This is a genomic window from Cohnella pontilimi (assembly GCF_005049045.1).
GTDB lineage: Bacteria > Bacillota > Bacilli > Paenibacillales > Paenibacillaceae > Cohnella > Cohnella pontilimi.
In genome coordinates this window covers 423983-430044 of the sequence record NZ_SUPK01000004.1, presented here as the reverse complement: position 1 = coordinate 430044, position 6062 = coordinate 423983, and the positions used below count along the sequence as shown (strand labels likewise).

The 6062-nt window shown below is 41.5% G+C and carries 8 protein-coding genes; 5 read left to right on the top strand and 3 right to left on the bottom strand.

What is annotated here, in order from left to right; genetic code table 11:
• Window positions 1-327: 327 nt before the first annotated feature.
• The 5 genes from E5161_RS10755 (at window position 328) to E5161_RS10735 (ending at window position 4569) form a co-directional block, all read left to right on the top strand.
• Window positions 328-615, top strand: coding sequence for a nucleotidyltransferase family protein (locus E5161_RS10755; protein WP_136777799.1), 288 nt, complete (start codon window positions 328-330; stop codon window positions 613-615).
• The gene (locus tag E5161_RS10750; RefSeq protein ID WP_136777798.1) at window positions 612-962 is read left to right on the top strand and encodes a HepT-like ribonuclease domain-containing protein; all 351 of its coding nucleotides are present in this window, start codon (window positions 612-614) and stop codon (window positions 960-962) included. Before E5161_RS10755 ends, E5161_RS10750 begins: the two co-directional genes overlap by 4 nt.
• Window positions 963-1140: 178 nt before the next feature.
• Window positions 1141-1671, top strand: a complete 531-nt coding sequence (locus tag E5161_RS10745; RefSeq protein ID WP_136777797.1) for a dihydrofolate reductase family protein — start codon at window positions 1141-1143, stop codon at window positions 1669-1671.
• A 1284-nt stretch (window positions 1672-2955) separates the two neighbouring features.
• Entirely contained in the window at window positions 2956-3417 is a 462-nt protein-coding gene (locus tag E5161_RS10740; RefSeq protein WP_136777796.1) for a hypothetical protein, read from the top strand.
• Between the two features lie 591 nt (window positions 3418-4008).
• The gene (locus tag E5161_RS10735) at window positions 4009-4569 is read left to right on the top strand and encodes a pyridoxamine 5'-phosphate oxidase family protein (RefSeq protein ID WP_136777795.1); all 561 of its coding nucleotides are present in this window, start codon (window positions 4009-4011) and stop codon (window positions 4567-4569) included.
• Window positions 4570-4736: 167 nt separating this feature from the next.
• Here E5161_RS10735 and E5161_RS21415 read toward each other — a convergent pair whose 3' ends face one another.
• The 3 genes from E5161_RS21415 to E5161_RS10720 all read right to left on the bottom strand — a co-directional run bounded on the left by E5161_RS21415 (window position 4737) and on the right by E5161_RS10720 (window position 6008).
• Window positions 4737-5003 carry a type II toxin-antitoxin system RelE family toxin gene (locus tag E5161_RS21415; RefSeq protein WP_136777794.1) on the bottom strand — a complete coding sequence of 89 codons (267 nt, stop codon included), beginning with the start codon at window positions 5001-5003 and terminating at the stop codon, window positions 4737-4739.
• Entirely contained in the window at window positions 4987-5223 is a 237-nt protein-coding gene (locus E5161_RS10725) for an RIO2 family protein (RefSeq protein WP_136777793.1), read from the bottom strand. Before E5161_RS10725 ends, E5161_RS21415 begins: the two co-directional genes overlap by 17 nt.
• Window positions 5224-5360: 137 nt before the next feature.
• Window positions 5361-6008: a metal-dependent hydrolase gene (locus tag E5161_RS10720; protein WP_136777792.1), complete on the bottom strand. Its 648-nt coding sequence runs from the start codon at window positions 6006-6008 to the stop codon at window positions 5361-5363.
• Between the last annotated feature and the right edge of the window lie 54 nt (window positions 6009-6062).

Below are 6062 nucleotides of genomic sequence, written 5' to 3'. Positions count from 1 at the left end.
AAAACGTTTGATTGCAATGAAATGTAAGTTCGAAAAATGTGATAACAGATTGTGAAGTTATTTCAGAGATGTCAGCAGCATCAGATAACACCGTATTCACGCATCGCAGCCTTACGGCTGCTCGGTCCGCCCGAGGCAAATCGAGGAAGCTGTTTCAAGCGGACAACCCTGCGAACCTAACCGCGTCGCGGCCGGCTCCTCTGGAGCCTTAAGGTTCTCGGGTTCGTGAATACAACGACGTTATGTGAAATCCCCTAAATTCAAAATAATCAATTTACTCATTTTGGATTATAATAACGATAAGAACAAATCAATGGGGTTGATACCATGCGGAAATCAGATGTTGAATATAAACTCAAGCAACAGAAGGAATATTTGGCCTCGCATTTTTTTGTAAACAAAATCGGCATCTTTGGATCTTATGCACGAGATGAACAAACGGAGGAAAGTGATATTGACTTACTAGTTGAATTTAGTCGCCCTGTTGGGTTTGAATTTATTGAATTGAAATATTATCTTGAATCCATTTTTAATAAGCCCGTTGATCTTGTCACGGCCAATGCATTAAAACCCTTAATGAAGGAACAAGTACTGAACGAGGTGCAGTATCAATGAGCCGGCGGTATGTTATGTATTTGACGGATATTTTAGAATCGATAAACAGAATTGAAACTTACACCGAGGGAATCGATTTCGATTCCTTTTGTTGTAATCGTATGATGTTTGATGCAGTTATTAGGAATCTCGAAGTTATTGGTGAAGCAGCGAGAAGTATGCCAGAAGAAGTAAAGGCAAAGTATCCAGAAATCCCATGGAGACAGATGATAGGGTTAAGAAATATTTTAATTCATGAGTATTTTGGAGTTGATGAATCAATTATTTGGGAAATTATCAAGAAGGATTTGAAGGAGACGAAACAATATATAGTAAAAGCTGTTCAAGAAGGAGGGGACTTCACATAACACAGTATTCACGCATCGCAGCCTGAAGGCTGCTCGGTCCGTCCGAGGAATTTCAATGGAGTAGATTCAGACGAAACCCTGCGAACCTAACCGCGCTGCAGCAGCAGATGATTTTTAGGTTTAAATGGATTAACTCAAATATATTGAAAGAACGACCAATGTGATGGAGGTGGATCGGATGAGACGGTTGCGATACCAGGTGGCATGTAGTCTAGATGGCTTTATCGCAGGACTCAATGATGAATTCGACTGGATTACTCCAGAGCCTTCATTTGATTTCGAAGCGCTTCATGCGCAGTTCGACACACTCCTTATGGGGCGTCGGACTTACGAAATCGTAAGTGCTATGGGTGAAAGCTTTCCAGGAAAGCGTGTGATCGTCGCCTCGCGATCTCTTCGACAAGAAGATCATCCTGACGTCGAGGTCGTGAGCGAGGGGCTTGAAGCGCGAGTTCGCGAGCTCCGTGCGCAATCTGGTCGAGATATCTGGCTCTACGGCGGCGGAGATCTTTTCTCCCAACTACTCGCATGGAATCTAGTCGATACTGTCGAACCTGCATTCATCCCGATCCTTTTGGGAGGAGGGGTTCCACTGCTCGCCTCGAGCGGGGTACGTCGGCGTTTGGCATTCATCGGGCACCGTACCTATCCCAGCGGAATGGTGCTCCTCGAGTACGAGGTGAGAAATTCTATGGATGGGAATAGTTAAAATCAACCTGGATTATTATTAAAGACACTTTAAGATAAGATATACGAGATATCCAAATGGCTGGAAATGATTCGGTAAGTGCTTGATTTATGAAGATTATTCGAAGAGGGAAGTGACAGCGCATAACAATGTGTTCACGCTTCGAGGCATACGCCCCTCGGTCCCGGAAGATAAGTCGGAGAAGTAGTTGCCGGGACACATCCGCACCACCCAAACGCATCGCGGCCGATCCTTCGGACCTTAGGGTGGTGGGACGTCGTGAACACGGAAACGTTATGTGAAACTCCAGAAGAGCAAATAGGGAGAAAAACAAATGATTAGGAACATATTTGTTCTCACATTAGCTTTAGTACCAACAATATTGAGCATATATCTTTTAATATATTTCTTTCCATACACTGGTCTAGCAAGAGTAGGTTCGGTACCATCTACAATATTTATTAACTTCACAATAGTACTAATCTGTTTAATTCAATCAAGGAAACTAAAAAGTAAAATAAATAATTTCATAGTATGGGTCATAACCATTTTAATGACAGTATTCATTGCAATAATCATGCACCCACAAGAATATTTGCCGAATGTACTAACACAACTAATAAACAAATTATTCTAGAATATTAATGAAAGTTTTAATTGCTTTGATAGTTTTTCGAAGAAGTCTGGAGCATCACATAACACCGCATTCACGCATCGCAGTCTGACGGCTGCTCGGTCCGCGCGAGGCATTTTCAGAGATGTTAACTCAGCGGACAACCTGCGAACCTAACCGCGTTGCGGCCGCCCCTTTGGGGCTTAAGGTTCTCGGTTTCGTAAATACGAGAGACGTTACCGAGTGCAAAGGACGCGCCATCCGTGGCGCTGATTTGTCAGGGCATGGCTTCGAAGATTAAAGCTGTTTGGTGTTTGTGAAAGTGCGAACTAACGGCTAACGGTGTAAAGACAAACTTAGATATAAAAATGTTGGGGGGGATATTTTGAATTTCTACAATAATAGGTTAGTAAAGAATAAACAATCTATAGGGATTTTGAAAATTGTGATCATCCTGGCTGTAACTGTACCATTGTTGTTTACCACCTGCATTCCTCAATCAGTAGAGACCCCCATTTTGCATGAGAATACTTCGCATGATAATGATTTATACGAACCGATTATTAACGCGTATGCAGCACTTGAACGGAACGGCTTTACTTCTTTCGACAAGGATCTCATTGGAGATTCCCTGTTGGCGGTAAGTAAAGGGAGTACATATAACTTTGGTTGGGACACCCAACCAACACTAAATGTATGCCTATTACGATATAAACGGCGATGGTTCACCGGAATTATTAATTGGAGCAGATAAATCTATTTCCGGGATTTATGTTTTGCAAAATGGAACGCCTTTGTCCGTCATTCAAGTAGAGTCCCGGCACGTTCTCCGTTTGTTAATGGATATCGACGGTAACAGTGTTATTGAAGATTCATGGGGTCACATGGGCTATGCTACTGATTTTTTCTACACGATTGATGAGGAAGGAAAATTAGTTGTACTGGACAAGCTTTTCACAAATGGTGATGTCAAAAAAGGCGATGAGTTCATCGGACATTTTCGCGCTAAAGATGTCCTAGGCAAAGAAGTCAGTATTAACGAGGATGAATACTGCTCTTTAATACGTAAATATGGCTCAACAGGTTATGAACCGCTTGAAGATACAGGAAAAGAAAGAATGATTGGTGTTATATGGAAGCCAGTCGCTACTTAATAATGAGCATCCGAATGATACCACGTAATATTTAGGAGGACTGGAAAACAGGAATATTAGCCATTCTTATTTCGAGGATTTGGATAGATCATGTAAATAGCACAGACGACACACGACCAGGTCTAAGATAGGAGCTATCTAAGGCTGAAGAAAAGGAACGATGTGATATATGGAGCAAAAGCAGTTTAAATTCAGAGAGATCGATGAAGAACCGTCATACAAAGATAAACTTAAAAATAGAGACTCCAGATGGAAAACATTTTGGATTTTATTCTCTTTGGTACTATTAACATTAATTATTTTAGGAATTATATTAATTTCTGCATTTTTTTATTTTTACTCAAAAGCATTTTCTAAAGCGTGATGGGGCATCAAAATGTTTAGTAAATGAAGTTGGCGGTAACTCATGAAGTGGCAACTTCACCTAACATCGTATTCACGCTGGGGCTTTCGCCCCTTGGTAGTCAGGTGTATAGTCAAGGAAGATGACTCAGACAACACACGACCCGGCCTAAGATAGGAGCTATCTAAGGCCGGGTCGCGTCGTGAATTCTGCAATACCGGGGATCGAAAAATAATGAGGTGATTATTATGGGGAGTACTTTCCAATCAATCCTTCCGGAACATGAAACATTTATTAATGAACAGAGAATGTTTTTTGTAGGAACTGCTGCCTCAAACGGTCACGTCAATATCTCACCAAAAGGACATGACGTTCTTCGAATACTCTCACCCAATAAAGTTGCCTATCTTGATTTAACAGGCAGCGGAAACGAAACAAGTGCTCATCTATCTGAAAGTAATCGCATTACGTTTATGTTTGTTTCTTTTCAAGGAAAGCCATTAATTTTAAGACTATATGGGAATGGAAAGGTAATCTTACCAAACTCTGAGGAATGGAGAGAAGTTGTAACGTATTTCAATTTGTTGCCTGGGTACAGACAAATTATTATTTCAGAAATTGATTGCGTAAAGACTTCATGTGGATTTAGCGTGCCTCTATATTCGTTTGAAGGTGAACGCAATTTATTGATAGAGTGGGCAACAAATAAAGGAGAAGAAGGTTTAAATCAATATAGAAAGAATAAGAATTCAATTAGTATGGATGGAATCATAACACCAATTGGAAAATCCTTAATTGAAGAAGTTTGATCTTTATTCGAAGAAGCCGGTATAGCAGATAACACCGTATATAGGCATCGGGCCGGCATTCACTGCTCCTCGTTCCCCCCCCCGAGGCATTTCAAGGGTGAATACGAAGACATTATCCGAAACCGATGCAAATTGAAAGTAAAAAGACACTTGAAACACAAGTGCCATTAAGATTTATATACGTCACCACGTGAGCCTATCTTAATTACAATTATAACAAGTTCGTGATCAATAATTGAAAAAACTACTCTGTAGGATCCTATTCGAAGACGATATTGATTATCTAAGCCCTGCATTCTTTTGATATCAAGTTCTGGATGCCTGGGGTTTTCAGATAGGATTTTCAAGTGATCAATAATTCTGTTTCGTGCTATAGAATCTTGTTTTTGAAGATACTTATAGGCATCCTTATGGAACCTAATTTCGTAATTCATCTTCAACATCCTTAAGGCTTATGAGATCGCCTTTTAAGTATGCATCGTGAGCCTTACGAATGGATTCTAAGTCATCTTCAGTAGTTGGCTCATCATCCAATGGAATGACTCTTTTCGTTGAAGTTTGGGAAAGTCGTTCCATTAATTCCGAAACCAGTTCGAGATCTTTTTCAGATAATTGTTCAAGTAATTCATAAAAACGTTCTTTACTAATAGCCAACAATCTCAGCTCCTTTCAAGAACTAATTATAACCATTATAACACCAAATACTCCTTAAGGATCTGACATAGTATCTCTTGGAAGGCACCGAAATCACATAACATCATATCCGCGCGCATCGCAACCTGACTCCATACTTACCTGGGAATGATTTTAAAGGATCTTTGATAAATCGGATACAGCCATTTGACGCCGCTCGGGGTCAAAGTGTCCGCGAGTAGATGGGAAGCATACCCGGCCACGGATGTCGCGACAATGCCTTCGATATTCAATTGCTTTTCTAGTTCCCAACCGATGACTCCCCACAAGAATATTGCCCAAACGGTGTGCGTCATTCCGCGATGGTTCAACCAAGGGACCCAGGTGACGAACACACCGAGTTCCAAGAGCCAAGTTTGTGTCATCTGCATCCCGGCGTATAGAAGACCGATTCCGATCAGACTGACAAGTCCGTTTCGGATTATACCCTGTGAAGTGACGAGACCGAAAAGCAGGATTATCACGGAAATAGCAGCAAATATCGGATAGAATCGCTCCAAAGAGAAATACAAGTACGCATTCCCGATCACAAGGAGAAGGCCAATCCAGAGTCCGAAGTCGCGAAGCCATCGGGAAAGCTTGCTCAGTTTACCGCTTAACAGATTGGAGCCGTCTAAATCCGGAGCTAAAGCCGAGAATGCGGCAACAGATAAATAGATGGCGGCGTTGTCGAGTTGGAACGGAAAATAAATGGCTGCCGCCATTCCGATGGCTCCACCGATCGCCAGATGAGTCGATCCTTTCATGTTCCCTCCGCTGACTGACAAGAAGTTAGACATTAAGCAAATAACGTTTGGCTA